Origin of the sequence: Salipaludibacillus sp. CUR1, assembly GCF_021028955.1 — a bacterium.
Lineage (GTDB): Bacteria > Bacillota > Bacilli > Bacillales > Salisediminibacteriaceae > Salipaludibacillus.
On the sequence record NZ_JAIWPE010000095.1, the window covers coordinates 39,157 to 65,925 of the forward strand.

27 protein-coding genes and 1 other annotated feature are annotated in these 26,769 nt (G+C 41.7%); of the genes, 26 read left to right on the plus strand and 1 reads right to left on the minus strand.

The features are described 5' to 3' along the window. Positions 1-19 precede the first annotated feature (19 nt). The 3 genes from prmA to mtaB are packed head-to-tail and all read left to right on the plus strand — an operon-like array spanning position 20 to position 3,062. The gene (gene prmA, locus K8O68_RS17595; RefSeq protein WP_230898092.1) at positions 20-961 is read left to right on the plus strand and encodes a 50S ribosomal protein L11 methyltransferase; all 942 of its coding nucleotides are present in this window, start codon (positions 20-22) and stop codon (positions 959-961) included. A 5-nt stretch (positions 962-966) separates the two neighbouring features. Continuing rightward, positions 967-1,719, plus strand: a complete 753-nt coding sequence (locus tag K8O68_RS17600; RefSeq protein ID WP_230898093.1) for a 16S rRNA (uracil(1498)-N(3))-methyltransferase — start codon at positions 967-969, stop codon at positions 1,717-1,719. A 5-nt stretch (positions 1,720-1,724) separates the two neighbouring features. Next, complete coding sequence (mtaB, locus tag K8O68_RS17605; protein ID WP_230898094.1) at positions 1,725-3,062, plus strand: tRNA (N(6)-L-threonylcarbamoyladenosine(37)-C(2))-methylthiotransferase MtaB; 1,338 nt, start codon at positions 1,725-1,727, stop codon at positions 3,060-3,062. A gap of 168 nt (positions 3,063-3,230) precedes the next feature. On the opposite strand, the gene K8O68_RS17610 is transcribed toward mtaB, so the two are convergent. Further along, the gene (locus K8O68_RS17610) at positions 3,231-4,160 is read right to left on the minus strand and encodes a Na/Pi symporter (RefSeq protein ID WP_230898095.1); all 930 of its coding nucleotides are present in this window, start codon (positions 4,158-4,160) and stop codon (positions 3,231-3,233) included. Positions 4,161-4,343: 183 nt separating this feature from the next. Here K8O68_RS17610 and rpsU point away from each other — a divergent pair, with 183 nt between their 5' ends. From rpsU to rpoD, 23 genes are all read left to right on the plus strand, one after another. After that, positions 4,344-4,517 carry a 30S ribosomal protein S21 gene (gene rpsU / locus K8O68_RS17615; RefSeq protein ID WP_093047857.1) on the plus strand — a complete coding sequence of 58 codons (174 nt, stop codon included), beginning with the start codon at positions 4,344-4,346 and terminating at the stop codon, positions 4,515-4,517. Positions 4,518-4,535: 18 nt separating this feature from the next. Next, positions 4,536-4,979 carry a GatB/YqeY domain-containing protein gene (locus K8O68_RS17620; protein WP_230898096.1) on the plus strand — a complete coding sequence of 148 codons (444 nt, stop codon included), beginning with the start codon at positions 4,536-4,538 and terminating at the stop codon, positions 4,977-4,979. A 199-nt stretch (positions 4,980-5,178) separates the two neighbouring features. Then, the gene (locus tag K8O68_RS17625) at positions 5,179-5,499 is read left to right on the plus strand and encodes a hypothetical protein (protein ID WP_230898097.1); all 321 of its coding nucleotides are present in this window, start codon (positions 5,179-5,181) and stop codon (positions 5,497-5,499) included. A 335-nt stretch (positions 5,500-5,834) separates the two neighbouring features. Continuing rightward, positions 5,835-7,202 (plus strand): NfeD family protein, encoded by a 1,368-nt coding sequence (locus K8O68_RS17630; RefSeq protein WP_230898098.1) that lies wholly within the window; start codon positions 5,835-5,837, stop codon positions 7,200-7,202. Beyond that, entirely contained in the window at positions 7,199-8,215 is a 1,017-nt protein-coding gene (gene floA, locus K8O68_RS17635) for a flotillin-like protein FloA (protein ID WP_230898099.1), read from the plus strand. Before K8O68_RS17630 ends, floA begins: the two co-directional genes overlap by 4 nt. A gap of 49 nt (positions 8,216-8,264) precedes the next feature. Next, positions 8,265-8,816: a hypothetical protein gene (locus K8O68_RS17640; RefSeq protein WP_230898100.1), complete on the plus strand. Its 552-nt coding sequence runs from the start codon at positions 8,265-8,267 to the stop codon at positions 8,814-8,816. A gap of 606 nt (positions 8,817-9,422) precedes the next feature. After that, positions 9,423-9,710, plus strand: coding sequence for a sporulation protein YqfC (gene yqfC / locus K8O68_RS17645; RefSeq protein WP_230898101.1), 288 nt, complete (start codon positions 9,423-9,425; stop codon positions 9,708-9,710). A gap of 23 nt (positions 9,711-9,733) precedes the next feature. Beyond that, positions 9,734-10,921: a sporulation protein YqfD gene (yqfD, locus tag K8O68_RS17650; RefSeq protein WP_230898102.1), complete on the plus strand. Its 1,188-nt coding sequence runs from the start codon at positions 9,734-9,736 to the stop codon at positions 10,919-10,921. Between the two features lie 5 nt (positions 10,922-10,926). Then, on the plus strand, positions 10,927-11,892 hold the full coding sequence (locus tag K8O68_RS17655; protein ID WP_230898103.1) for a PhoH family protein: 966 nt from the start codon (positions 10,927-10,929) through the stop codon (positions 11,890-11,892). Between the two features lie 319 nt (positions 11,893-12,211). Then, entirely contained in the window at positions 12,212-14,410 is a 2,199-nt protein-coding gene (locus K8O68_RS17660; protein ID WP_370640543.1) for an HD family phosphohydrolase, read from the plus strand. Next, on the plus strand, positions 14,407-14,871 hold the full coding sequence (ybeY, locus tag K8O68_RS17665; RefSeq protein ID WP_230898104.1) for an rRNA maturation RNase YbeY: 465 nt from the start codon (positions 14,407-14,409) through the stop codon (positions 14,869-14,871). Before K8O68_RS17660 ends, ybeY begins: the two co-directional genes overlap by 4 nt. Further along, positions 14,855-15,247: a diacylglycerol kinase gene (locus K8O68_RS17670; protein WP_230898105.1), complete on the plus strand. Its 393-nt coding sequence runs from the start codon at positions 14,855-14,857 to the stop codon at positions 15,245-15,247. The genes ybeY and K8O68_RS17670 overlap by 17 nt, the downstream gene beginning before the upstream one ends. Positions 15,248-15,276: 29 nt before the next feature. Further along, on the plus strand, positions 15,277-15,675 hold the full coding sequence (locus K8O68_RS17675; RefSeq protein WP_230898106.1) for a cytidine deaminase: 399 nt from the start codon (positions 15,277-15,279) through the stop codon (positions 15,673-15,675). Then, on the plus strand, positions 15,668-16,582 hold the full coding sequence (era, locus tag K8O68_RS17680) for a GTPase Era (RefSeq protein ID WP_230898107.1): 915 nt from the start codon (positions 15,668-15,670) through the stop codon (positions 16,580-16,582). The genes K8O68_RS17675 and era overlap by 8 nt, the downstream gene beginning before the upstream one ends. A gap of 135 nt (positions 16,583-16,717) precedes the next feature. After that, positions 16,718-16,864 carry a YqzL family protein gene (locus K8O68_RS17685; protein WP_230898108.1) on the plus strand — a complete coding sequence of 49 codons (147 nt, stop codon included), beginning with the start codon at positions 16,718-16,720 and terminating at the stop codon, positions 16,862-16,864. A gap of 36 nt (positions 16,865-16,900) precedes the next feature. Continuing rightward, positions 16,901-17,662: a DNA repair protein RecO gene (recO, locus tag K8O68_RS17690; protein ID WP_230898109.1), complete on the plus strand. Its 762-nt coding sequence runs from the start codon at positions 16,901-16,903 to the stop codon at positions 17,660-17,662. Positions 17,663-17,705: 43 nt separating this feature from the next. Next, positions 17,706-17,886: a binding site (T-box leader), on the plus strand. Positions 17,887-17,979: 93 nt separating this feature from the next. Further along, positions 17,980-18,870 (plus strand): glycine--tRNA ligase subunit alpha, encoded by an 891-nt coding sequence (glyQ, locus tag K8O68_RS17695; RefSeq protein WP_230898110.1) that lies wholly within the window; start codon positions 17,980-17,982, stop codon positions 18,868-18,870. Then, a complete protein-coding gene (glyS, locus tag K8O68_RS17700) occupies positions 18,863-20,956 on the plus strand; it encodes a glycine--tRNA ligase subunit beta (RefSeq protein ID WP_230898111.1) in 2,094 nt (697 codons plus the stop codon). The genes glyQ and glyS overlap by 8 nt, the downstream gene beginning before the upstream one ends. Positions 20,957-21,045: 89 nt before the next feature. Further along, complete coding sequence (ccpN, locus tag K8O68_RS17705) at positions 21,046-21,690, plus strand: transcriptional regulator CcpN (protein WP_235788546.1); 645 nt, start codon at positions 21,046-21,048, stop codon at positions 21,688-21,690. A gap of 30 nt (positions 21,691-21,720) precedes the next feature. Then, the gene (locus tag K8O68_RS17710) at positions 21,721-22,545 is read left to right on the plus strand and encodes a pyruvate, water dikinase regulatory protein (protein ID WP_370640544.1); all 825 of its coding nucleotides are present in this window, start codon (positions 21,721-21,723) and stop codon (positions 22,543-22,545) included. 570 nt (positions 22,546-23,115) lie between these two features. After that, the gene (locus tag K8O68_RS17715; RefSeq protein ID WP_230898284.1) at positions 23,116-23,583 is read left to right on the plus strand and encodes a DUF188 domain-containing protein; all 468 of its coding nucleotides are present in this window, start codon (positions 23,116-23,118) and stop codon (positions 23,581-23,583) included. A 53-nt stretch (positions 23,584-23,636) separates the two neighbouring features. Further along, entirely contained in the window at positions 23,637-25,457 is a 1,821-nt protein-coding gene (gene dnaG, locus K8O68_RS17720) for a DNA primase (protein WP_370640545.1), read from the plus strand. A gap of 45 nt (positions 25,458-25,502) precedes the next feature. Further along, complete coding sequence (gene rpoD / locus K8O68_RS17725) at positions 25,503-26,618, plus strand: RNA polymerase sigma factor RpoD (RefSeq protein ID WP_230898113.1); 1,116 nt, start codon at positions 25,503-25,505, stop codon at positions 26,616-26,618. The last annotated feature ends 151 nt before the right edge of the window (positions 26,619-26,769 follow it).

A 26,769-nucleotide genomic window follows, 5' to 3' on the forward strand; every position in this document is an offset into this window, starting at 1 on the left:
GACAGAGAGGGCTGGTTTGATGAAATGGTCTGAAATATGCATTCATACAACCCAGGAAGCGGTGGAACCTGTGAGCCATATTCTCCATGAGGCTGGAGCAAGCGGAGTGGTCATTGAGGATCCGGACGACCTTAACCGCGATTGGGAAACAACATATGGAGAAATTTATGAGCTGTCACCAGATGATTACCCTGAAGAGGGGGTATTACTCAAAGCTTACCTTCCTGTGAACAGTTTCTTAGGTGAAGCTGTGGAAGAAATTAAAGAGGCCATTAACCAGCTCCTCGTCTATGATATTGATTTAGGAAACAATAAAGTGACTCTAAGCGAGGTAAACGAGGAAGAATGGGCCACAGCCTGGAAGAAATATTATAAACCTGTTAAAGTTTCTGATCATATTACGATCACTCCTACATGGGAGGACTATTCGCCGGTTCAGGACAGTGAAATTATTATTGAACTGGACCCTGGAATGGCTTTTGGAACAGGAACTCACCCGACGACAGTACTTTGCATTCAAGCGCTGGAACGCCACTTAAATCAAGGCGACACGGTTCTGGATGTAGGAACCGGTACAGGTGTCCTCAGTATTGCCGCAGCAAAACTGGGAGCCTCCCAGGTTGATGCCCTTGATCTGGATGAAGTAGCGGTTAAATCAGCTAAAATTAATACTAAACTTAATAAAGTGCACGATAAAGTGAGCGTCAGACAAAACAATTTACTTGAAAACACTGACCATTCCCCCGATTTAATTGTTGCCAATATCCTGGCAGAAGTCATCAGAGGGATGAGCGGGGAAGCTTTCACTTCGTTAAAACCAGGTGGGAAGCTTATTACTTCCGGCATTATTCAGACGAAAAGGGAAATGGTGAGAGAGGCACTGCAATCTTCAGGTTTTTATATTGAAGAAATTATTGAAATGGAAGACTGGCTTTCTTTCACGGCCAAAAAACCGGAGTAGATCGTATGCAAAGGTATTTTTTAAGTAATCAGCATTTTAATGATGAATATGTTATGATTGATGGCGATGAAGCCAGGCATATCAGCCGGGTAATGAGAATGCGGGCAGGCGATCAAGTTATATGCTGTAACGGGGAAGGTGTCTGTTTTGTCTGCAGCCTTGAAGAGGTCTCTATCGAAAAGGTAAGAGCATCTCTAGTTAAAAGGATTGAACACTCAGCAGAACTTCCTGTCCACGTTAGTCTTGCTCATGGTCTGCCTAAAGGTGACAAACTGGAGCTTGTTATTCAGAAAGGGACCGAACTGGGAGCAGGCGGAATCATTCCGTTTGAAGCAGAACGGTCTGTAGTTAAATGGGATAAGAAAAAAGAGAAGAAGAAACTGGAACGATGGAACAAAATTGCTAAGGAAGCGAGTGAACAGTCCCACCGCAGTCTTGTGCCGCATGTAGAATCTGTTCATTCTTTCAAGGAACTTCTTAACCGCTTTGCTTCATATTCTTATGTCATAATCGCCTATGAAGAAGATGCGAAGACTGATGAGAAAAGCCAATTCCGTCAAATGCTGGAACTAGTAAAGCCGGGGGACCGTCTTTTGCTTGTTACCGGCCCTGAAGGGGGTTTTTCTGATCGGGAAGTACAAGTGATGAAAGAAGCAGGGGCAATCAGCTGTGCTTTTGGCCCGCGCATACTGAGGAGTGAGACAGCTCCATTTTACGGCTTATCAGCCATATCTTATCATTTAGAATTATCGGGGTGAGTTTAATGCCAAGTGTCGCTTTCCATACATTAGGATGTAAAGTTAATCATTATGAAACAGAGGCTATCTGGCAGCTGTTCCATAAGGCAGGTTATGAAAAAACTGAATACGAGCAAATTGCAGACGTATACGTGATCAATACGTGTACGGTGACTAATACCGGAGATAAAAAAAGCCGTCAGGTTATTAGACGGGCAATCCGCAAAAACCCGGATGCGGTAGTATGTGTGACAGGATGCTATGCACAAACCTCCCCGGCTGAGGTTATGGCTATTCCCGGCGTTGATATTGTTGTCGGCACGCAGGACCGTCATAAGCTCATTGATTATATTGAGGAGTACCGTGTCAGCAGGGAGCCGATTAATGGCGTAGGGAACATAATGAAGGCAAGGGTGTACGAAGAACTGGACGTGCCTTCTTTTACCGACAGAACAAGGGCTTCCCTGAAAATTCAGGAAGGGTGCAATAACTTTTGCACATTCTGCATTATTCCTTGGGCGAGAGGCCTGATGCGCTCAAGACAGCCTCAAGATGTCCTTGAGCAGGCTGAACAGCTTGTGCATGCAGGATACAAAGAAATTGTACTGACTGGCATTCATACCGGCGGCTACGGGGAAGACATGAAAGATTACAGTCTTGCTGATTTATTAGCCGACCTGGAGAAGGTGGAGGGCTTGAAAAGGATCCGTATTTCTTCAATTGAAGCCAGCCAGATAACTGATGATGTTATACAAGTTATAAATGACTCAAACAAAATTGTACGCCATCTCCACGTCCCGCTTCAGTCAGGGTCGGATACTGTATTAAAACGTATGCGCCGTAAATACACGGCAGAATTCTATAAAGAGCGAGTTGACAGACTGAAGAAAGCTTTGCCGGGGCTTGCTGTAACATCTGATGTCATCGTTGGTTTTCCTGGGGAAACGGATAAGGAATTTAACGAAACAGCTGATTTCATCAGAAAAATCGGTTTCTCGGAACTTCACGTCTTTCCTTATTCAAAACGTACCGGCACGCCTGCTGCACGAATGGAAGATCAAGTAGATGACCAGGTAAAGAATGAGCGGGTCCATTACTTAATCGAGCTGTCTAATCAGCAGGCGAAAGAATACGCTTCTCTTTACGAGGGGCACGTTCTGGAAATGATTCCAGAAGAAAAGGACAAAGAAAACCCGGATTATCTAACAGGTTACACAGATAATTATATGAAAGTAAAAGTACCTTTGGATACCTCAATGATTGGTAAAATTGTAAAGGTTAAAATCGATCGTGCAGGCTACCCTTATAACATAGGTTCTTTTGTCAAAGCAGAAAAAGATTTACGCGCAACCGTGAATAGTTAATAGTCAGGCAGGAGCTGTCCCAAAAGTATCACTTTTGAGGATGGCTCTTTCAATTATATTAACAGCCCATTTTGACGGTCCGGCGAGGAGTCAGCAACGGGTATCGGCAGCACCTGCAATTGAGGAAACGGTTGATCTCATTTTAAAATAGAAAAACGGACTGATAAGTTAACGAATATGGCCGTGTATTTTTTGAACGATATACGCAAGATGTCCGGCAAACGGCAGAAAAAGCAGCGAGCTGGCGGCATTAAAAAGGAAAGCAGCATGTGCGAGCTGCTGAGCAGGAGAAGGGCTTGTCAATGAGACAATCGCCGAAAACCAGTCAATGAACGGCAAAATGAGAAGGACGCCAATAATATTTACCCATATATGCGCATATGCTGTGAGCTTTGCTTCTTTTGATCCTCCAAAGCTTGCAAACCAGGCGGTGATGCAGGTGCCGATATTAGCGCCGAGCATAATAGATATGGCAGCAGGAAGCCCTAAGATGTGTTCATTCATAAAACTCATCGCCATAGCAGTGACGACGGAGCTTGATTGAACAACACTGCTTAAAATGATGCCGGCTAAAATACCGATATGTGAATTGTCACTTGTTGAAGTGAACCAGTTATAAACAGAAGGAATGGATGACAGCGGATAAGCCAGACTTTCAAATCCTTGCATAGCGATGATCATTGTGGCAAAACCAAAAAAAAGACAGCCGAGAGCAAAATTATTCTCTGTCTTGGAAAATAACATAATAACACCAATCACTAAACACGGCATTATAAAAGATGACAGATCATAAGCGAGAATTTCAAGCGTCGCTACAGTACCTATATTAGCCCCAAGCATAATTCCAACAGAATGCTTAAAAGACAATATGCCTGCCGCTACGAGCCCTACAGTTATAACCATAACTGCTGAACTGCTCTGGACCACTGTAGCAACAAGCGTCCCGGCAATTAAGCCTTTCCACGGCCGGTCTACAAACCTTGTTAGAATTTCCGGCAGAGAAGACCTGAAGCGGACCATTAATCCGTGTCTGAGTACTGTCATACCGAATAAAAAAAGAGCAAGATATATTGCAAATAAGGTGATCCATTCATTCATTTTCTCTCCCCCTCAAAACCACTATATGGGGAAAGGTGGACAAGGATGACTAATCACTTATTTTAAATTTTTAACATCTATTTAGTGCTCATAAGTTGACCATAAGTTCCCATTCGTATATAATCAACAAAGACATGCTAATTTCGCATGTTTCGATTGGTTGTTCGGAGGGAGGGATACAGAATGGCAGAAACTCGTGTACGTAAAAATGAGTCTATCGATGCTGCTCTTCGTCGCTTTAAGAAAACGATGTCTAAGGAAGGTACGATGGCGGAAGTTAAGAAGCGAAAGCATTATGAAAAACCGAGCATTAAGCGTAAGAAAAAGTCTGAAGCAGCTCGTAAACGTAAGTTCTAATGAGAGGGTGTCAGTTCTTTGACTATTCTTGATCAGCTTAACGAAGATATGAAAGAAGCGATGCGGAATAAAGAGAAGCAACGCCTCTTGGTTATTCGTTCGGTGAAATCTTCTATACAGAATGAATCAATTAATAAGGGAAAAGAACTTACTGAGGATGAAATCTTAACGGTTCTTAATCGTGAGATGAAACAACGTAAAGAATCCCTCCATGAATTTGAACAAGCAAACCGTCAGGATCTTGCTGATAAAACCAATGCTGAAATTCAGATATTAACTGAATATATGCCGTCACAGCTGACTGAAGAGGAGCTCCAGCAAGTGGTTAATGAAACTATTGAAGAAGTTGGGGCTGAATCGAAAGCAGATATGGGAAAAGTGATGGGCGCTATTATGCCTAAAGTAAAAGGCCGCGCAGATGGTTCAAAAGTAAAAGAGCTTGTCCAACAGTCTTTATCATAATGTACGAAACGCCTTGTAATATACAGGGCGTTTTTATTTTTGGGTAACTGCAGTGGATAGTTCATCACAATCCCCAAATCCATAAATGAATTTTTCAGGTGTCATAGCGGGCATCTTTTAATAACGGTGGAAGCAAGATGAATATTTTTTGCCAATTAAGGGTATCTACATCTATGACTTATGATGAAGGAGGATACCAATGGCTAAAAAGTTATTTTACGTAGCTTGGCATGGTGGAAGCTATATCAGACTTCAACCGGTAAAAACTGATACAAGAACTGTCCAGTATGAAGTTGAGGCAGATGAACAGGAAAAACAGCAACTGGAACAGTTAATAGCTCAGGTGAACAAGAACGATGTGATACAGGAGCATATTTTTGTAAGGCCGTTTGATGAGTATCAGGATGACATGGATAAAAATGAATTTCAAGATGAAGTAAGAGAGTTATTCCAGTTGATTTACGAGCTGGGGACAGAAAAAACGAGAGACTATTTAAAAAATCTTGATGATGCCAATTAATTACACAAGAAGCTGGCCGCTGCGTCAGTTTCTTTTTTTTAGGCCTTCCCGAGCCGTCCTCTGATTATTCAACTGGATTATTTGTTTGTAAAATGAAGCTTTAAGAGTATGTTTAAGCCCTGTTGATGATTGGCAGTTTGTCACTGAAAACGAGCGGGGCGACACAGGGTGAAATAATTATAAAATACATCATATTATTTTTAATTTAAAGACAAAATAGGTAAAATAACAGAAAGAGACAGATGTTTCTTAAAAAATGAAACTTTAAATAATACTGGTACGTAAATGTATCATTATATCTTTATTAAGGACATCTCTAAAAAGGGGGGAGTCAAATGATGAACTTTCGAATCTTCGTTTACGCGGCTTTGATTATCTCAGCTTTTGCTTTGTTTATTAGTGGACCATTAAGTGCGGAAAGCGGAGGAGAAGGGGAGCTTGTTTATTTTATTCCGGTTGAGAAAGAAGTGGAGCGGGGACTGGAAGCTTTTTTAAACCGTTCAATCCAAACTGCGGAGGAAGAAGGAGCAGATCATATAGTTTTTGAAGTTCATACACCGGGCGGTTTTGTAGATGCGGCTGGTAATATTGCATCTTTAGTAAGGAATGCAGAAACACCGACGACCGCTTTTATAGTGGGGGATGCTTTGTCTGCAGGCGCTTATATTTCTCTGAATGCCGATGAGATAGTTATGGCTCCTGGAACGAGGATGGGTGCAGCTGCTGTTATTGATGGAACAGGAAGTGCGGCTGATGAAAAAGCGCAGTCGGCTTGGCTGGCCAGCATGAGAGAAGCGGCAGAATTAAATGACAGAGACCCTGAATTTGCGCTCGCCATGGCTGATTCCAGAATAGATCTCCCGGAGTATGGCGCGGGCGAAGGAGAACTCTTAACGTTGACACCAGGCCAGGCTCTCGAAGCAGGCTATGCAGAAGCAACAGCAGAGAACCGCGAAGAGCTTCTTGATTACCTTGGCATGGAAAATGCGGAAATTAAAGAAACGGAAGTAAGTTTTGCTGAGCAGCTTGCCCGATTTGTGACTCATCCTGTGGTCATACCTATCCTGCTCTCTATTGGAAGCTTAGGTCTTGTGCTTGAGCTGTATTCTCCCGGTTTTGGCATCCCGGGTATTATGGGGGCATCTGCTTTATTTCTATTTTTCTTTGGTCATCTTGTAGCAGGTTTTGCCGGCTGGGAAGCCGTCATTTTATTTGGGATCGGAGTCATCCTGATACTCGTGGAAATATTCTCGCCGAGCTTCGGAATCTTTGGCATTCTTGGAATAGGAGGCGTGGTGGGAAGTTTAGTTCTTAGCTCCTATTCCACTGTAAATATTATGATTTCAGTCACGATCGCGTTAATTATAACAGTGATAGCCTCAGTTATTTTCTTTAAATATGCAAGTTACAAGGGGCCATTCAGAAGAGTAATTTTAAGTGATCAGACGAAAACTGAACTCGGGTATGTCTCTAACGAAAACAGAGAAGAAATTATAGGGCAGACAGGAGAAGCTTTAACTGTCCTTCGACCTTCAGGAACTGCGATTATTAATGACGAACGACTTGACGTTGTATCCGAGGGAGGATATATTGAACAAGGAAGGAAAGTTAAGGTTATTTCTATGGCAGGATCACGTATAGTTGTCCGGGAAATTTCCGAAAAAAATGATGAGTCGAATGAGAAGAAGGAGGAAAACACATGATTACACAAGAAATAGGGATCTGGATAGGGCTCGCCCTTATCATTGTTGCTTTTGCAGTACTATTTACTTTTGTACCTGTGGCTTTATGGATCTCAGCATGGGCAGCAGGAGTAAAAGTTGGTATTTTCCAGCTGGTTGGGATGAGGCTCCGCCGTGTTATCCCGCACAGGGTTGTCAACCCATTAATCAAGGCGGTTAAAGCCGGACTTGATATTAGTACGAATAAACTGGAAGGCCATTACCTGGCCGGAGGTAACGTGGACAGGGTCGTAAATGCATTAATTGCAGCCCAAAGAGCCAATATTGATTTAACATTTGAACGATGTGCTGCCATTGACCTGGCAGGGCGGGATGTCCTTGAGGCCGTTCAAATGAGCGTTAACCCAAAAGTAATCGAAACACCGTTTATTGCAGGTGTGGCAATGGATGGTATTGAAGTGAAAGCTAAAGCACGTATTACGGTCCGTGCGAATATAGACCGTCTCGTCGGTGGTGCCGGTGAAGAAACAATTATTGCCCGTGTAGGTGAAGGTATTGTCTCGACAATTGGTTCGGCTACTAATCATAAAGAAGTTCTTGAAAACCCGGATATGATTTCACAGACTGTCTTGAAAAAAGGCCTTGATGCGGGTACAGCATTTGAAATCTTATCAATTGATATTGCGGATATTGATATTGGTAAAAATATCGGAGCCGGTCTTCAAACAGACCAGGCAGAAGCAGATAAGAAAATTGCCCAGGCTAAAGCCGAAGAGAGACGCGCAATGGCTGTGGCTCAAGAGCAGGAAATGAAAGCCAGAGTTGAAGAAATGCGCGCCAAAGTTGTAGAAGCTGAAGCTGAAGTACCTATGGCAATGTCTGAAGCGTTACGGTCCGGTAACCTTGGTGTTATGGATTACATGAACTTTAACAATATTAAAGCCGATACAGATATGAGAGACTCAATCGGTAAAGCGACTGATGATGGTGAGGACGAAGAAGGGACAAACCCTGTAGACCGCCGCCGCCGTTAATCACGTTTGGCACTCCCCTTTTGGTCCTTTAAGGAAAGGAGCGTTATAAATGGAAGGATTATTTAATCTGCTGCTGGAATCACCGCTCCTTCTCTTTTTCATAATCGCCGCTATTTTGAGTTTTATTCAAGGACGCGGGAGAAGTGAAGAAGAAGAAAAAAAGGGGCCGCGACGGCCTCAGCAGCAAAGAGACCAGTCATCACCTGAATCGGCTCCTTCCAGGAGAGAAAACGAAGTAGACTGGAAAGACATTTTCAGGCAGGAAGAGCGGCCTACTCAGCCTCAGCCGACGGTCACCCGCGGAGGAGAAGAAAATAAAAGAGAGGCGGAGAGAAGGGTGTCTTCCCTTCCGAGAGATGCTGAAAAAGAGCTCAGCAGATCTAACCGCGAACTGCACGAAAGGTATGAAAGAATACAAAGCCGTAAAAAACGTGCATCAGAGCAAACTGATAAAATTGAAAATTCACCGATTTTTGAGGGTGATTTAACGCGCGGGAAAGAGAAAGTCCGGCTGGACTTCAGTAATGTTTCACGTGAAGAAGCAATAAAAGGTGTTATATGGGCAGAAATTTTAGGGAAACCTAAAGCCCGAAGAAAATAAACAATTTATTAAAAGGGACTTGTACTGGCTAATCAGTGCAAGTCTCTTTTTTAGTTTGGTTTTGTAAAAGGTAAACCAGTGCCTGTCCTCTGAAAAGGGAGCATCTCGGAGCAAAAATTAACAATAGAGTTTACCGCCATTAATTTAAATAACGCTAAACTTTATAAAGGGTTTAAAGGTGAAATTAAAACCTCCTGAGGCGGGGACAAAAGAATAGTTACCATAAAGAAAGCCGAACAAAATTAGAAAATTTTGTTCGGCTGTTCTTTTTTGAGAAAAGAAGTGATTTCAGCCGCCAGGCGGACTCTTGCCCAGGGGCTCGTCTTTAGCTAAATTCAAGTCAGCCTGGAGCTTCGTTGAATTGGATCTTCAGCTTGCGCTTACTCCCTTGGGCGTCGCCACCTTCTGTCCTTCAATCAATAAAGCTGAGCCTATTTAATATTGGTAAAGTGACCCACGTTATAAAATGTCTAATAAAAGTTTTGTCCCATTCTCTTGTTATTTCACCGTATTATTTCAGTCAGGCTTGTGCCCTTATTTTACCCAATATTTTAGGTGATAGCTTACCAGACACAGTCATACATATGAGTGAAGGGGAGGTTCAGCATGAAAAAATTCCAAACATGGATTAAAAAATGGATGGTAGACCAAATGGACCTGCCTGCCGATGTAGTAATGGATTTACCAAGGCTGACAATGGTAGGTCATCTTCATGTTTACATTGAGAATCACCAGGGCGTCATTCGGTTTACAGATAAAGAACTGAGACTGGCTATGACTGAAGGGCAAATTATTATTCAAGGCGAGGGATTTATTATTAAATCGATTTTACCTGAAGAAATTTTGCTTGAAGGAGTTATTAATCATATTCATTATTCAGATAAGCCTAATTGAATTTTTCTGAAGCGGAGGTAATTATGAGAAACGAATGGGTGCACCGAGCTGCAGGTTATATGAAAATCAGAGTATCCGGTACAACAGCTGAATCATTTATTAATGAGTGTACAGAACGCGGTGTAATAATATGGGGAATTCAGTTTGAGACTGACAGCATGTTTACTGCTAATGTTATGTTAGCAGATCTTTCCAAACTTAAAAAATTGGCCAAGCACTTCCCTTGTAAGATTTATTTTATAGAGAAAAGAGGCGCCCCTTTTATACTCAAAAGAATTACAAAGCGAAAAGGGATGCTGGCAGGTCTGGCTGCTTTTATTTTCGCTCTTATTCTGCTTTCAAATATGGTGTGGAGTATAACGATAGACGGGGCAGAGCCGCATCTGGAACATGAATTAAGATCAGCCATAAGTGATATGGGTATTAAGAAAGGAAAACTGCACTATTTTCTCCCGCCCCCTGAAAAAATCCAGGAAAATATTATGAATGAACTTGATAAAGTGACATGGGTGGGAGTCACTAAACAAGGCTCTGCCCTTCATTTTCAAGTAGTGGAGCGGGAAATTGTAGAGGAAAAGCAGCGATCGGGACCAGCGCACCTCGTAGCAGCACGTAAAGCTGTTATTCATGATTTATTTGTAGAAAAAGGAAAGCCGATGGTGGAACCTAATCAGTTTGTGGAAAAAGGGGACATCCTTGTCTCAGGCTTAATTGGAAAAGAAGACAACTACAAACGGGTGGCTGCAGAAGGAAGGGTCAGGGGAGAGTCGTGGTATAAAATAAATGTTAAGGTGCCGCTTAACTTAGCAGTAGAAACTGTAACAGGTGAAATACAACGGAAACATGCCTTAAAACTGTGGGACGTGAGAATCCCATTTTGGGGTTTTAAAGGACTTAAATCGGATAATATATATGAAGACACACTTGTAAAAAAGTGGGAGCCTTTTGGAATCAGTCTTCCGCTTGCTTACGAGATCCGTAATCAGTATGATTTGCTGGAAGTAGAGGAGCGGAGGGCAAAAGAAAAAGCAGCCGATATTGCTAAAGAAGAAGCTGTTAAAACCCTTCTTCAGCGTTTATCTGAAGAAGCAGAAATCAAAGATGAAAAAGTTTTGCACCAGACCGTAGAGGGTGGTAAAGTAAAAGTATTATTACACTTTCGGGTAATAGATGATATTGCGGTTAAACAGCCGGTTATTCAAGGAGACTGAGACGATTGAAAGATACTAATTTAACTATTGAATTACCATTACAAGAAGCGAATGAAGTACAAGCGTTATTCGGACCGAATGATAAACACTTAAAAAGGCTGGAAGAAACTTTTTCAGTCTCTATTTTAACACGCGGCGAAGAAGTGACCATTTACGGTGAGAATGATGCCATTGAAAAAGTGAAAAATATCCTGAAAATGCTGTTAAAACTGATCCGAAACGGAATATCCGTAAAAGAACGCGATGTAGCTTATGCTGCCCAGCTTGAAGACAGGGGCATGCTGGATGAAATGGCTGATTTATATGAAGATAAAATAACTCTTACGGCAAAAGGGAAACCTATTTTAGCAAAAACGCTTGGGCAAAGGCATTATGTCGCTGCTATTCGTAAAAATGATGTCGTTTTCGGAATAGGTCCTGCCGGAACAGGAAAAACCTATTTAGCTGTTGTCCTGGCTGTCCACGCTTTAAAAGAAGGGCAGGTCAAACGTATCGTGCTGACACGTCCGGCAGTGGAGGCAGGGGAAAGCTTAGGATTCCTGCCAGGAGATCTTAAAGAGAAAGTAGACCCTTATTTGCGCCCTTTGTATGACGCCCTGCATGATTTATTGGGAGCAGAGCATACAGAGAGGTTAATTGAAAGAGGAACAATAGAAATTGCTCCATTAGCTTATATGAGAGGAAGAACACTTGACGATTCATTTGTTATACTGGATGAGGCCCAAAACACTACTTCAGAACAAATTAAAATGTTTTTAACACGACTAGGCTTTGGTTCGAAAATGGTGATCACAGGAGATTTGACTCAAATTGATCTTCCTAAAGGAAAAATGTCGGGATTAAAAACGGCATTAAATATCCTTAAAAACGTGGACGGTCTTTCTTTTATTCATCTTGAGTCTTCTGATGTGGTCCGTCATTCACTCGTTCAAAAAATTATAGATGCTTATGAAGAAGAGGATGAAGGATGAAAATATGAATAAATAAATATATTTCACAGGTGTCTCTGGCTATTCAGCAGGCACCTTGCGCTTTTTAAGTCAATTGGCGGTTAAAGGTGAGCCTGTAAAAAAGCTGTTGGTAAGCTGGGAAATCATACTAAATACCGAAATGTATCAGCTCAGTCCATAGGCAAGTCTGGACAAGACGTGCAGGCTGGTCTGAAAGCAGGAAGGACTGTTAAACTAAGGGACAGACTGGAGCCGGCTAGCCTTTGGAAAGGAAAAACAGGAGGGGCTTGGCGTCTTATTAAAAATGTTTACACAGGGGCTAAGAGAAAAGTGGGTGGGAATGATGGCTAAAAGGTTTTCCATTGATCATCAAGGCTGGTGGAGGAATTTAAAAAAACACCGGTATATTCGGATTTTTTTATTTGTTTTATTAGGTATGCTTACATATGGATTGTTAGTGAGTAATGTAATGCCGGAAACTCTGGAAGTGGAGCAAGGGGCAATTTCAGAGCAGGATATACGTTCTCCTCTCACAATAGAAAATAAACAGGAAACCGAACGGCTGCAACAGGAAGCATATGATGCTGTAGACCCTGTTTATTCAACTAAAACAAGGTATGCTCAGAATCAAATAGAGCGAATACAGGATATTTTCAGCTCAGTAGAACAAGTTCAGCTTCAAGCTGCCGGCAGTGAAGACGAGTTTAACGAGGAAACGATAAATGAGAATGAGCCGGACTCTGTAACTGAAGATATGTCACTTGAAGAACAGCTGGATAGATTAAAGGAAATGCTTCCTGGAGAAACGGTCAACAATCTTTCTGATACTGCCCTGTTATCGCTGTTAGATGCTTCACCTGAAGATCTGCAAATGGCTCAGGAAACGACTGCCAGTGCTGTCTATGATGTTATGAATGATGAAGTGCAGATGGATGAAGTTGATGAAGCAAGAGACAGAGCAGAAAGAAAAGTTGATATTTCAGCAGTTGATCCCCAGCTTTTAAGAGCCATGGCAGAAATTGCCCGGTTTGGCATCACCGCCAATTATATGCTGGATGAAGAAGCCACAGAGGACGCAAGGCACACAGCGGCAGAAGTGGTTGAACCAGTTATTATCAGGGAAGGGGAGCTCCTGGTTGAGGAAGGCCAGGTTATTACGGCAGAGATATATCAAAAGCTCTCGTTAGTAGGATTAACCGAAGAAGTGCCGATGGTTTACCCATATATTGGATTGGGAATTATTATAGTATTATTAATATCTATGCTTGCTTTTTATTTAAATGATGCTAAAACGACTCTCCAGTCTAATAATACTCATTTACTGATGTATGGAGTTATTTATGCGCTGACTTTGGTAATTTTAAAAGTGATTAGTCTTATGCATGGAACGGATGTCCACGGACTTACGTTTATAGCACCTGTAGCGATGGGCACGATGCTTATTACGACGCTCCTTCAGTCCAGGGTGGCGTTATTTTCGAGTATTATCTTTGCTATAATCGCCAGCATTATGTTTAATCAGGAAGCGGCAGGTGTGGTAAATTTTACTCACGGCATATATATCTTTTTCAGCGGGGTCGCAGGTGTTTTCTTTTTAGGCAAGTCCCAGCGTATAATCAGAATGCTGCAGACCGGCTTCTTTGTAGCTGTTATTAACATTTTGGTAGTGACTTCCATTTTGATGCTTAAAAATGCTCAATACAGCTGGATGGAAATCAGCTCTAACCTGGGCTTCGCTGCCTTAGCCGGGTTTTTATCGGTGGTCCTGGCGCTTGGTCTCCTGCCTTTTTTTGAAACGGGTTTCGGCATTTTATCTACGACTAAATTAATTGAACTGTCAAATCCTAACCATCCTCTTTTAAGAAAAATCCTGCTGGAAGCTCCAGGAACTTACCATCACAGCGTCATAGTTGCAAATTTGGCCGAGGCTGCTTGTGAATCAGTTGGGGCGAATGGTTTACTTGCAAGAGTGGGAGCCTATTACCATGATATAGGAAAAACAAGACGTCCTCATTTCTTTATAGAAAACCAAATGAAAATTGAAAACCCACATGATAAAATATCACCGCAGCTAAGCAAGACGATCATTATTTCTCATCCGTATGATGGTTCGGAAATGCTAAAACAATACAAACTTCCTAAAGAAATTATTGACATTGCTGAACAGCATCACGGTACGACGTTATTAAAATATTTCTACCATAAAGCTGCCAAGGAGTCTGAAGATAAAGTTAAAGAAGAAGATTTCAGATATCCCGGGCCTAAAGCCCAAACGAAAGTAGCAGCTATTGTAGGTCTTGCAGATTGTGTGGAAGCGGCAGTCCGTTCCATGCCGAATCCGACAAAAGAAAAAATCGAAGGACTGGTTAAAAAAATTATGCTGGACCGGCTGGAAGATGGGCAGTTTGATGAGTGTGATGTTACCTTTAAAGAGCTGAAAACAGCTGCTGCTACTATGTGTGAAACATTGCAGGGGACGTTTCATTCACGAATTGAATATCCGGTTGACGATCTGGAGGAAAAGGAGGCCAATTCATGAACGAGTATGTTATTGATATGATCGATGAAACGGAGCTATTATCAGAGGAAGAACAAAAATTGGTTCAAAGTGTTTTGGAAACCGCCCTTAATTATGAAAGTATAGGCCGGAATACAGAAATTTCAGTTACTTTCGTCTCCGATGAAAGGATTCAGGTGCTTAATAAAGAATACCGTGACAAAGACCGTCCTACGGACGTGCTGTCGTTTGCTTTGGATGAAGGAGATGAAACTTTAGACCATCCGGAAGCACCCAATCTTTTGGGGGATATTATTATTTCTTTGCCGCGCGCTAAAGCTCAGGCTGCGGAATATGGCCACCAATTCGAAAGAGAACTTTGTTTTTTGGCTGTTCACGGGTTTTTGCATTTAATTGGATATGAGCATGAATCAGAAGAACAGGAAAAACAAATGTTTACTAAACAAGAGGATATTCTTCAAAAACATGGCCTCAAAAAATAACAGGCCTTTTGTCTCCTGGACGCGGCTGAAAAAAAGCTTTTATTATGCGTGTAAAGGAATACAGCATACATGGAAGCACGAACAAAACTTTCGTATTCACGTACTGGTTGCTGCCGCAGTTTTTATATCAGCTCAATTACTGCAAATACCAATAGAGCAGCAGGCTGTTTTAGCTGTGGTTATTGGGGCGGTCATTGGCCTGGAGCTTATAAACACTGCTGTAGAGCATTTAGTGGACCTGATTGTACAAACTTATGATGAGCGGGCAAAAGTTATTAAAGATGCAGCAGCAGGCGCCGTTTTTGTTTTTGCTTTAACTGCTGTGGCAACCGGGGCTATGATCTTTATCCCTCACATCATTAAACTGTTTTTTTAGCGTATTAAATATTAATTGAGGTGATAGCTATGAATAAAGAACAATTATTATCAGAAGCGGTCGAATCAAGAAAACAAGCTTATGTGCCATATTCACGTTTCCAGGTAGGAGCAGCACTGCTTTCAAAAGACGGGACGGTGTACAGGGGCTGCAATATAGAAAATGCTGCATACAGTATGTGTAACTGTGCAGAAAGAACAGCTATTTTTAAAGCTGTTTCTGAAGGGGTCCGCGAGTTTGATGCTATTGCTGTTGCAGCTGATACAGATGGACCCGTCTCTCCGTGCGGGGCGTGCCGCCAGGTGATGTCTGAGCTCTTGCAGCCTCATACAAAAGTTTTTCTCACTAACTTAAAAGGAAACACGGCAGAATGGACAGTAGAAGATTTACTGCCGGGGGCTTTTTCACCGGAGGATCTGCATGACTAATCAGTCTCTGACACAAAAATCAGGGTTTGCTGCGTTAGTCGGGCGGCCTAATGTAGGTAAATCAACCTTGTTAAATCAGGTTTTAGGACAGAAGATTGCTATAATGAGCGATAAGCCCCAAACAACAAGAAACAGAATTCAAGGGGTTTATACGGAGGAAAGAGGACAAATAGTATTCATTGATACGCCTGGGATCCATAAACCTAAACACCGTTTAGGAGACTTTATGACACGTGTAGCTCAAAACACTTTTCGGGAAGTGGATGTCGTTTTATTCCTTGTTGATGCCAAAGAGGGGAAAGGGCGCGGAGACGAATTTATTATTGAGCGCCTTAAAAACATTGACACGCCGGTTTTTCTCATTATCAATAAAATTGATGAAATCCACCCGGATCAGCTTCTCCCGCTTATTGAGGAATATATGAGCTTATTTCCATTTAAAGAAGTAATCCCTGTTTCTGCGTTACAAGGGAATAATGTTCCAGCATTGCTGGAGCAGGTTTATGCTTATCTTGAAGAAGGTCCGCAGTTTTACCCGGAAGATCAGGTTACCGATCATCCGGAAAGGTTTCTAATGTCTGAAATGATTCGTGAGAAAGTGCTTCATCTGACTCATGAGGAAATCCCGCATTCTATTGCTGTTGAAATTGAGCAGATAAAGAGAAGAGAAAACAGTGAAACCGTGTATGTGGGGGCTGTTATTGTAGTGGAAAGATCCTCACAGAAAGGTATTATTATCGGAAAACAAGGCAAAATGCTGAAAGAAATAGGCAAGCTGGCGAGAGAAGATATTCAAAATATTCTCGGTTCCAAAATATTTCTGGAACTGTGGGTGAAGGTAGAAAAAGACTGGAGAAACAAACCGAAGTATTTAAAGAATTTTGGCTATGATGAAGAAGAATACTAAGGTCTGCTACTCTCAAAAATATACCTCAAACCAGAAATTAAAACTGTCAATATTTCCTTGACATTAAAAAAAGCGCAGCAGGTCATCATAACAGGTAAACAATTACGTCTGTACAAAGAAAGGTGGAGCATTCCTATGCGGCAGTTATCCTGGCATGTATTCTCCAAAACAGGCAACGTGGAATCTTATCTGTTATATAAAGAAATGTCCCAAGAGGGGGACGAAAGCGCATTACCGGAAGATGAGATTTATTCTGAAGAGAATGAGTCACTCATTCATTAATGACCTTTGCTCACCTAGAAATGGCAGGTGGCGGATTTGTTAAAAAAAATAGAAGGAATAATAATAAGAACGAACGATTACGGCGAGACAAATAAAATTCTTACTGTCTATTCAAGGGAAAACGGAAAGACAGCACTAATGGCCAGAGGAGCAAAGCGGCCGAAAAGCCGCTTTGCTTCTGTCTCGCAGCTTTTTGTGTATGGCACTTTTATTTACCAGAAGTCAAAAGGTATTGGCACGTTGAATCAGGCTGATATTATAGATTCATTCAGAGATGTGCGAAGCGACCTCATGGTAACAGCATATGGCGCAGTGATGGTCGAACTGATAGACAGGCTTACTGAAGATCAGGATAAAAACCCTTATCTCTTCGAATTGCTTTATCAGCTGTTACATCACCTGAACGAAGGCGATGACGGGGAAATTCTGCTTCGGATTTTAGAAACAAAAATGCTCACTTATTCAGGCTCTTCACCCACCCTTCATGAGTGTGCCAATTGCGGAAATACAGATTTGCCTTTTATGTTTTCTTTAAGGTTTGGCGGAGCCCTTTGTACACAATGTCTCGCTAATGATGACTATCATTTGAGAGTTTCGCCAGCTGTTATGAAGCTATTAAGGCTGTTTCAGCAAATAAACCCCGCAAGGATCGGGCAAATTTCTGTTAAAGAGCAGACAAAAAAACAGCTTAAAGAAGTTCTGGAGTTATATTATCAGGAATACGTGGGTATTAAACTTAAATCTAAACGGTTTTTAGATCAAATGACGCGATTTTCGCAGCCGGACGTTGACAGTTAAGCGGTTTTTGAGTAAGATTTGTAAATAAGCAAATCAGATAATAATTAATGCGTTGAAGGAGAGTAGTACTTATCCCCTCAATATAACTGGTTAAGCGAGCTCAGGACGGTGGAAGCTGAGCATATTGATGATAAGGAAGGCGTTCCGGAGCATAGTATTAAAGCGGCACTTACAGATCTGTCAGTGCAAATAGGGTGGAACCGCGGGTAACTCTCGTCCCTATATCCTTTAAGGGTATAGAGACGGGAGTTTTTTATTTATGTGTGCTAATAGCAATACGGAGTTTAAAAACTGATTAATAACATGGAGGGAAGCAAATGAATGTTCAAGAGATGATTCTCACATTACAAAAGTTTTGGGGAGAACAAAATTGCTTAATTTTACAGCCTTATGATGTTGAAAAGGGAGCAGGGACGATGAATCCCATGACCTTCCTGCGGAGTATTGGGCCTGAACCTTGGAATGTAGCCTATGTGGAACCGTCCAGAAGACCGACTGATGGAAGATACGGGGAAAACCCAAACAGGCTATATCAGCATCACCAGTTTCAAGTCATCATGAAACCTTCACCGGATAATATCCAGAAGTTATATTTAGAAAGCTTAAAACAATTGGGCATTAAACCTGAAGAGCATGATATACGTTTTGTAGAAGACAACTGGGAAGCCCCTACGCTGGCTGCCTGGGGACTGGGTTGGGAAGTCTGGCTAGATGGTATGGAGATTACCCAATTTACATACTTCCAGCAGGTTGGAGGCCTTGATGCGAATCCGGTCTCTGTTGAAATAACTTACGGGCTTGAAAGGCTCGCTTCTTATATTCAAGATAAAGAGAATGTGTATGATCTTGAGTGGGTTAATGGATTCACTTACGGCGATGTCTTTTTGCAGAATGAATATGAACAATCTAAATATTCTTTTGAAACAGCTGATGCAGCTATGCTGTTCCAATTGTTTAACATGTATGAAAAAGAAGCTCAAAGAGCACTGGATGACAAACTGGTTATTCCGTCTTACGATTATGTACTTAAGTGTTCCCATGTCTTTAACTTACTTGATGCTCAAGGGGCTATTTCAGTAACTGAAAGAACGGGCTATATTGGCAGAGTCAGAAATTTGGCCAGAAATTGCGCCAGACAGTATTACAGCATAAGAGAAGATCTTGGATTTCCAATGTTAAAAGTAAAGGAGGCCGATTTGAATGAATAACCGATCAATGCTCGTCGAAATAGGTCTTGAAGAAATGCCTGCAAGATTTGTAACAAAAGCTTTAAACGAATTTCAGGAGCGGACAGAACAGTGGCTTAACCAATCCCGTCTGAGCTTTGATAAAGTAGAAACCTTCGCTACACCGAGAAGGTTGGCGGTTCTTATCCACGCTTTAGTAGAAAAGCAGGAAGATAGTGAAGAAGAGGCAAAAGGACCTTCCAAAAAAATAGCACTGGATGAAGCAGGAGAATGGTCTAAAGCAGCCCACGGGTTTGCAAGAGGCCAGGGAGTGACTGTAGAGGACCTTTATTTTAAAGAGGTTAAAGGCGAAGACTATGTGCATGTGAAAAAGTTTACAGCAGGAGAACCTGTACAAAATCTCCTTCCTGAATTAAAAGATGTCATTTTAAGCATTCCATTTCCGAAGAATATGAAGTGGGGTACTAATGAGCTTAGGTTTGTACGCCCGATCAAATGGCTTGTAGCCTTATACGGAAATGAAGTGATTCCTTTTGAGATCACGAATGTTAAAACCGGAAATACGACGTACGGGCATCGTTTTCTTGGTTCAAAAGTGGAACTGCAAGAAGCGTCCGACTACAGCCGTCAATTATTGCAGGAACACGTTATCGTTCAGCCCGAAGAAAGAAAACAGGCGATCCGCACGCAAATAGAACGGCTTGCAGATGATGAAGGATGGACCATTCCAATTGATGAAGAGTTACTTGAAGAAGTTAATAATTTAGTTGAATACCCGACTGCTCTATACGGGGCATTTGATGAAAGGTTTTTGAAAGTACCTGACGATGTCCTCATCACTTCAATGAGGGAGCATCAGCGTTATTTTCCGGTGAAAAATGATGCAGGAGATCTTCTTCCTTATTTTGTAACTGTCAGAAACGGGGACCACCGTCACTTGGAAAATGTCCAAAAAGGAAATGAGAAAGTTTTGCGTGCCCGCCTCGCAGACTCAGAATTTTTCTACCAGGAAGATTTAAAAAAGCCGTTTGATTCATATTTTCCGCGTCTTGAATCGATCGTCTATCACGAAGAGTTAGGATCGGTTGCTGATAAAGTAAGAAGAATTGAAATTCTTGCAGTAAAAATAGCAGAGAAAGCCGGTGCGAATAAAGAGGAGCTCGAATATACAAGGCGTGCTGCCCACTTATCGAAAGTTGATTTAGTGACTCATATGGTCAATGAGTTCCCTGAACTGGAAGGGAGAATGGGTGAAGAATATGCTCTTAAATCAGAAGAACCTGAAGAAGTAGCTGCCGCTATTCGTGAACATTATCTGCCTAAACAATCAGGAGACAGAACCCCTTCTCATTCAATAGGGGCTTACGTCAGTGCAGCTGATAAAGTGGATACTCTTGTAACGAGTTTTGGTATAGGAAATATTCCAACCGGGTCACAGGACCCTCATGGTCTGAGACGCCAGACTGCAGCCGTATTACAGGTTTTTCTCGATCAGAGTTGGGAAACTGATTTACTTGGGTTTATGGAAGAAGCTTTAGACCTTGCTTCCGGGCTGGGTATCATTAAACGTCCTAAAGACGACGTACTGAAGGATCTGCTTGAATTCGTGAAATTAAGATACAAAAATCTATTACAGGATAAAGGCATACGATATGACGTTGTAGACGCCGTCTTAAAAAGTAATGCCGGAAGAGTAGATACAATCGTTCAAAAAGGCCAGTTTTTAATGGAAACCTTGGCTTCGGAGACGTTTAAAAAAGATGTGGAAGCTTTCAGCAGAGTAACAAACATATCCAAAAAAGCAGCTGGCCAAAAAACAGCTGTAGATTCTTCACTTTTAACAGAGAGTCAGGAAAAAACGCTTTATGATCTTGCTGAAAATAAAAAAGGATCTATAAGCGGTTTGTTAGAGGAAGGCAAAGTAGAAGAAGCATATGAAGAATTACAGGAATTTGCCCCGGTCATTCATAATTATTTTGACCATATAATGGTAATGACCAGCAATGAAGAACTAAAACAAAATCGTTTAGCCCAAATGGCAATGGTTTCTGACATCATTACATCATTTGCCGACTTCAATGCGATCGTATTTCACTCGGAAAGTTAGAACCGTTTTCGAAATGTTACCGGTTAAGGTATAATAAAACATACCAGGTTATTAATAAGTTTGCCTTAATGTAGAGGACGGTGAAGGCATTGGAACTGAATGAAAGACAGGAACAGATTTTAGAAATTGTAAAAGAAAGCGGGCCGATTACAGGAGAGCAGATTGCAGAAAGGCTCTCCCTCACCCGGGCTACACTCAGACCTGATCTTGCTATCTTAACGATGTCAGGGTTCCTGGATGCGAGACCGCGTGTAGGCTATTATTATACAGGGAAAACAGGTGGTCAGCTTTTTAATGAGCGTATGAAAAAACTGACGGTGAAAGAATTTCAGTCTATTCCAGTAGTAGTGAATGAATCAGCTTCTGTCTATGATGCAATATGTACGATGTTTCTTGAAGACGTGGGTACTTTATTTGTTGTTAACAAACAAGCGCACCTTGTTGGAATCCTCTCCCGAAAAGATTTGTTGAGAGCAAGTATGGGTAAGCAGGATCTGGAATCCGTGCCGATCAGTATTATTATGACCAGGATGCCGAACGTGACGACTTGTAAACCGTCTGATTCTATGCTGGAAGTGGCTAATAAACTGATAAACAAACAGATTGACGGACTTCCCGTGGTCCGGGAAGTAGAAGATAACGGCACAGTTAATCACGAAGTCATAGGGAGATTAACTAAAACGAATGTAACAAAAGCTTTCGTTTATATTGCGAACGATGATATCCATACTTAAAGAACGAAACTTTATATAGCAGGAGGCTGGATGATGAATTCACTAAACCATTCTATCGTGTATGTTATTTCAGATTCAGTTGGGGAAACTGCTGAACTGGTAGTTAAAGCCGCTCTGAGCCAATTTGATGAAGATAAGACTGTCATTCGCCGCATTCCTTATGTAGAGGACCTGAGTACAGTGGATGACGTAATTGCCCAGGCGAAAGACAATAAAGGAGTCATCGCCTTCACAGTTGTTTTGCCTGAAGTGAAGAATCATTTAATTAAACAAGCAGACAAAAATAATATACCTGTCTATGATATTTTATCTCCGCTTATTAATATCATGCAGGAGCGGCTGAATGATGCCCCTAAAAATGAATCCGGATTGATGCATACGTTGGATGAGGATTATTTCCGCAAAGTGGAAGCGATCGAATTTGCTGTTAAATATGATGATGGAAGGGATCCTCGCGGTATCTTAAGAGCGGATGTTGTGCTCATAGGAGTTTCCAGAACATCTAAAACACCTTTATCCCAATATTTAGCTCATAAAAGGCTTAAAGTGGCGAATGTTCCGCTTGTACCGGAAGTGGAACCGCCGGAGGAATTATTTTCAATATCTGCTGAAAAAGTTATCGGCCTGAAAATCAGTCCCGAGAAATTAAATGGGATTCGGACAGAAAGGCTAAAAGCACTGGGATTAAAAGAGAAGGCTAATTATGCTGCCATAAGCAGAATTGAAGAAGAATTGAGATACTCTGAGAAAATTATGGAAGATATCGGCTGTCAGGTAATTGATGTTTCTGCGAAAGCGGTGGAAGAAACGGCTAACCTTATTTATCAGCTGGTCCACAAAAACAATAATAATTAGTTAATGGAAAAAGCCATGGTAAAAAAGTAACCTTCAAGGCTAGGCTGGGACAAAAAATAGAAATCATAAGAAAGCCGGACAAATCAGATAATTTTGTTCGGTTTTTCGCTTTTGTACTTAAATATTATAAATAGTAATGGCAGTAATTTCAGTCCGCCAGGCGGACGCTTGCCCAGGGGCTTGGAGACAAGTCCCGGGTAAAGAAAATACAGCGAACTTCCACACGGATGTGGTTACTTTGGCGTTTTCACAGGACGTGAAACGGCATATAAAAAAACTCCCTATGGAATCCCTGCCTTCTTTCCAGTATTTTAAAATTTCGCCTATCAAATTAATTTTAAACAAATTTATAGCGTAAAAAGCAATTTTCCTTTATAATGAAGTATTGTGACTTGATAATTTTATAAAATTACTAACATAAACCCCATGAGAACGAATAAATTGTAAAAGTCAAGACTTTTTTTGATTTTTTTGGTAAAGATAGTAAGGGCAGGTATTGGGAAACAAGAAGTTATATAAAAAGTAAGCAGAAAAGAAGGATTATTGAAAAGGGTGTAGAATTATCAATTGATGCACACAAAAAATAACAAGATTTTTGTCGATGGAGACGGATGTCCTGTAACGTCAGAAATTTTATCCAGTGCAATGGCGTACGATATTAACGTAGTATTTGTTTCTTCTTACGCCCATTCCAGAAAGAAGTCTTTCCCGCCAAATGTAAAAGAAGTAGTCACGGATCCGGACAGGGAAGCAGTAGACCTGGTTATTTCTAATCAAGTGAGCCCGGGCGATATAGTGGTCACTCAGGATCTGGGCTTAGCAGGGCTGCTTCTCGCTAAACAGGTAACTGTCCTTACTCCGAGAGGGACAAGGGTCTCTGACCTTGAGATTGACTTTTTACTGGATAGAAGGCACGCCGATGCAAAAAGAAGAAGGGCGGGGAAAAAAACGAAAGGCCCTAAAAAGATGCTGAAGGAAGATAGGGAATTTTTTCAGTTCCAACTCGAAAAAATTTTATCTGACCGGCAGGAAATTTGATTGGGGAGGCGAAAGGATATACGCCATCCTTTAAATAAAAGGGAAGAAAGTTGGTGAGAAATGTGACTCAACGTATTCCCGAAGAAAAAATCGAAGAAATTCGCCAGGCATTAGATATAGTAGACGTCGTTAGCGAATATGTTCAATTGAAAAAGCAGGGGAGAAACTTTGTGGGTCTGTGCCCTTTTCATGGTGAAAAAACGCCTTCTTTCTCTGTGTCACCTGATAAACAGTTATATCACTGTTTCGGCTGCGGAGCCGGGGGCAATGCATTCTCTTTCATTATGGAAACAGAGGGGATCAGCTTTATAGAAGCGGTAGAAAAGTTAGCATCACAAACAAATGTGTCCTTGCCTGTACTTGAGACGGAAGCCGGGCGCAAGCCGGAACTTTCTGACAAAATGAAGCACTGGTATGAGGGCCACAAATTTGCGGCTAAACTTTATCACCATATCCTTACGGTTTCAGATGAAGGGAGAGAAGCACGTGAATATTTAAGGAAAAGAGGGTTTACCAAGGAAATGATTGATCATTTCCAGATTGGTTATGCTCCGAATTCATGGGATTTTCTTTCTCAATTCTTAAAAAAACGGTCTTTTAAAATGGAGGAAATGGCTGAATGCGGCCTCGTAGGTTTGCGGGAATCGGATGGTCAGCCTTACGACCGGTTCAGAGACAGAATTATGTTTCCGATCTGGGACCGCCGTGGTAATATGATCGCTTTTGGCGGAAGGGTGTTAAACGAAGGCCACCCTAAGTATTTAAACAGTCCCGAATCGGAAGTTTTTAATAAGAGTGACAATTTATATTTTTTTCATCAGGCCAGGCCTTCGATCAGAAAGAAAAATGAAGCAGTGCTTTTCGAAGGGTATGTCGATGTTATATCCTCCTGGCGAGCGGGTATAGACAACGGCATAGGAGGTTTGGGGACTGCTTTGACAGAGAACCAGGCCAAAATGATTCGCAGAAATGCTGACAGAGTGATTCTCTGTTACGATTCTGATGAGGCAGGGATGAATGCGACTTATAAAAATGCCCGGATTTTACAAAATACCGGAGCAGAAGTGGTTATAGCCAGTCTTCCTGAAGGATATGATCCGGATGACTACATTCAGAAACATGGGCCAAAAAGATTTTTGCAGGATGTCATTTCAAATTACATGACATTTACAGCATTTAAATTCAGGTATTACCGGCGGGGTAAAAATCTTCAAAATGAAGGAGACCGTCTGAATTATATAGAACAAATGGTTAATGCTGTAAGTCAGCTCCCGCGTGCTGTTGAAAGAGACTATTATTTAAGGCAGCTTGCAGATGAGTTTTCTCTATCTCTTGAAGCTCTGAAGCAGGAGCAGACTGAAGTTATTAAATCACAGCAAAAAAAGCAAAAGCGTCAGGTTTACCAGGCCGTGCAGACGAAAAGCCTTAACGTGGCCAAAAAAATGCTTTCCGCCCATGAGAATGCTGAAAGGGAACTTATCGCCCTTATGCTTCAGTCCCGGTCAATTGCGGACCAGGTACAGAAGGAAGTGGGCGGCGAATTTCATTACGATGCTTATCAGGCTATTGCTGCACTTATCTATAGTTATTATGGAGAAGGCTATGAACCTGATCCCTCTCATTTTATAGAACGTATAGAGGATAAACATCTACGGAAAATAACCACTGAACTTGCAATGAAGAAGGTTAATATTGACCTTTCTGAGCAGGAGCTGAACGATTACTTAAAACAACTCCGTCAATTTCCGAAAAGAAAAGAAATTGAGCAGTTAAAAATAAAGCAAAAAAAAGCTGAAGAAGTCGCAGAATATAAGGAAGCAGCTTTGATTGCAATGGAAATAGTCAAAATCAATAAAGAGTTGAAGGAACAGTAATAGACATTTCGGACATTGTTGTGAACTTTAGGAAGGAGGGGTCGTATGGCTGAGAAACCAATTCGCCCGATGGCGGAAGGTGATTTAACCATCGATCAAGTTAAGGACCAGTTAGTAGAATCAGGGAAAAAGAGGGGGACCTTAACCTACGCAGAAATCACCGAGAGGTTAGGTGCATTTGATCAGGATTCAGATCAAATGGATGAGTTCTTTGAATACCTTGGAGAGCAAGGTGTAGAAATATTGAATGATAATGAGACGGTGCCAAGTCTCCAGCAGGTCGAAAAGGAAGAAGCTTTTGATTTAAATGATTTAAGCGTGCCTCCAGGAATAAAAATTAATGATCCGGTGCGTATGTACCTTAAAGAAATAGGGCGTGTCCCTTTGCTTTCTGCTTCTGAAGAGATTGAGCTGGCGAAGAGGATTGAAGATGGGGACGAAGAAGCTAAACGACGCTTAGCAGAGGCAAACTTACGTCTTGTTGTTAGTATTGCTAAACGCTACGTTGGCCGTGGAATGCTCTTCCTGGATTTAATTCAGGAAGGAAACATGGGACTGATTAAAGCGGTGGAAAAATTCGATTATAATAAAGGATACAAATTCAGTACCTATGCAACCTGGTGGATCCGTCAGGCGATCACGCGTGCGATTGCCGACCAGGCGAGAACAATCCGGATCCCTGTTCATATGGTGGAAACGATTAATAAATTAATCAGAGTCCAGCGCCAGCTCTTACAGGATCTGGGAAGGGAGCCGACACCAGAAGAAGTATCTAAAGAAATGGAATTGACCCCTGATAAAGTAAGGGAAATATTGAAAATAGCCCAGGAGCCGGTTTCTTTGGAGACACCAATTGGTGAAGAAGACGACTCTCACTTAGGGGATTTTATCGAAGATCAGGAAGCTCTTGCCCCTTCAGATGCAGCGGCATACGAATTACTGAAAGAGCAGCTTGAGGACGTACTTGACACACTGACAGACCGTGAAGAGAACGTTTTGCGTCTCCGGTTCGGATTAGATGATGGGAGAACCCGGACCCTTGAAGAAGTAGGAAAAGTATTCGGAGTAACGAGGGAACGGATTCGCCAGATTGAAGCTAAGGCGTTAAGAAAGCTGCGCCATCCGAGCAGAAGCAAACGTTTAAAAGACTTTTTGGAATAAACGCTTAAATGCCACAATATCGTCATCGGACAGGCGGCTGTTAACTCATTATTTGTGCTATGCTCAAGTCAGATAATATAATAGTGAGGCTTGGAGAAAAGGAGAAAGCCATAAAAGCTTAGCGGGGATACTTGCCTCTTAAGCTTTTATG

Coding starts and splice junctions, on each gene's coding strand:
- prmA (WP_230898092.1), top strand. CDS start 20: ATGAAATGGTCTGAAATATGCATTCATACAACCCAGGAAGCGGTGGAA.
- K8O68_RS17600 (WP_230898093.1), top strand. CDS start 967: ATGCAAAGGTATTTTTTAAGTAATCAGCATTTTAATGATGAATATGTT.
- mtaB (WP_230898094.1), top strand. CDS start 1,725: ATGCCAAGTGTCGCTTTCCATACATTAGGATGTAAAGTTAATCATTAT.
- K8O68_RS17610 (WP_230898095.1), bottom strand. CDS start 4,160: ATGAATGAATGGATCACCTTATTTGCAATATATCTTGCTCTTTTTTTA.
- rpsU (WP_093047857.1), top strand. CDS start 4,344: ATGGCAGAAACTCGTGTACGTAAAAATGAGTCTATCGATGCTGCTCTT.
- K8O68_RS17625 (WP_230898097.1), top strand. CDS start 5,179: ATGGCTAAAAAGTTATTTTACGTAGCTTGGCATGGTGGAAGCTATATC.
- K8O68_RS17630 (WP_230898098.1), top strand. CDS start 5,835: ATGATGAACTTTCGAATCTTCGTTTACGCGGCTTTGATTATCTCAGCT.
- floA (WP_230898099.1), top strand. CDS start 7,199: ATGATTACACAAGAAATAGGGATCTGGATAGGGCTCGCCCTTATCATT.
- K8O68_RS17640 (WP_230898100.1), top strand. CDS start 8,265: ATGGAAGGATTATTTAATCTGCTGCTGGAATCACCGCTCCTTCTCTTT.
- yqfC (WP_230898101.1), top strand. CDS start 9,423: ATGAAAAAATTCCAAACATGGATTAAAAAATGGATGGTAGACCAAATG.
- yqfD (WP_230898102.1), top strand. CDS start 9,734: ATGAGAAACGAATGGGTGCACCGAGCTGCAGGTTATATGAAAATCAGA.
- K8O68_RS17660 (WP_370640543.1), top strand. CDS start 12,212: ATGATGGCTAAAAGGTTTTCCATTGATCATCAAGGCTGGTGGAGGAAT.
- ybeY (WP_230898104.1), top strand. CDS start 14,407: ATGAACGAGTATGTTATTGATATGATCGATGAAACGGAGCTATTATCA.
- K8O68_RS17670 (WP_230898105.1), top strand. CDS start 14,855: ATGGCCTCAAAAAATAACAGGCCTTTTGTCTCCTGGACGCGGCTGAAA.
- K8O68_RS17675 (WP_230898106.1), top strand. CDS start 15,277: ATGAATAAAGAACAATTATTATCAGAAGCGGTCGAATCAAGAAAACAA.
- era (WP_230898107.1), top strand. CDS start 15,668: ATGACTAATCAGTCTCTGACACAAAAATCAGGGTTTGCTGCGTTAGTC.
- K8O68_RS17685 (WP_230898108.1), top strand. CDS start 16,718: ATGCGGCAGTTATCCTGGCATGTATTCTCCAAAACAGGCAACGTGGAA.
- glyQ (WP_230898110.1), top strand. CDS start 17,980: ATGAATGTTCAAGAGATGATTCTCACATTACAAAAGTTTTGGGGAGAA.
- glyS (WP_230898111.1), top strand. CDS start 18,863: ATGAATAACCGATCAATGCTCGTCGAAATAGGTCTTGAAGAAATGCCT.
- K8O68_RS17710 (WP_370640544.1), top strand. CDS start 21,721: ATGATGAATTCACTAAACCATTCTATCGTGTATGTTATTTCAGATTCA.
- K8O68_RS17715 (WP_230898284.1), top strand. CDS start 23,116: ATGCACACAAAAAATAACAAGATTTTTGTCGATGGAGACGGATGTCCT.
- rpoD (WP_230898113.1), top strand. CDS start 25,503: ATGGCTGAGAAACCAATTCGCCCGATGGCGGAAGGTGATTTAACCATC.